The following is a 386-nucleotide window of genomic DNA, read 5'->3' on the forward strand; positions in this document are numbered from 1 at the left end:
ACGGCGTACCTCGACACCGTCCTGTCGTGGCTGGAGTACTACCGCAAGGGCACGCACGAGGTGCCCAACGGCACGGGCACGCTGCCCTCGCACCACAGCGACGAGCCGGCCACGGCGAGCCCCACTCCCACGCCGCCGCAGCCGACCGGGCCGAGCAGCCCCAGGCCGGGCGGCTCTCCGTCGAGCCCCGCCCCGAAGCCGACCCCGCCCGCCACCCCGACGCCGCCCGCCACGCCGACGCCGCCGCCGACGAGCCCGCCCGCCCCCACGCCGACGCCCACCCAGACGGTGGACCACCTGGCGAACGCGGGCGCAGGGAAGCTCGCGGCGACGGCCGGCGGCACGTTCGCGCAGAAGATCGCCGTACGGACCGAGGACAAGGCCGG

1 pseudogene is annotated in these 386 nt (G+C 77.5%); it reads left to right on the top strand.

Features of this window, described 5'->3' with window-relative positions:
* Positions 1 to 386, top strand: a pseudogene (locus tag N4G66_RS45395) (hypothetical protein); the annotation flags it as partial.

Source organism: Streptomyces rhizosphaerihabitans (genome assembly GCF_025399795.1).
Classification (GTDB): Bacteria; Actinomycetota; Actinomycetes; order Streptomycetales; family Streptomycetaceae; genus Streptomyces; species Streptomyces rhizosphaerihabitans.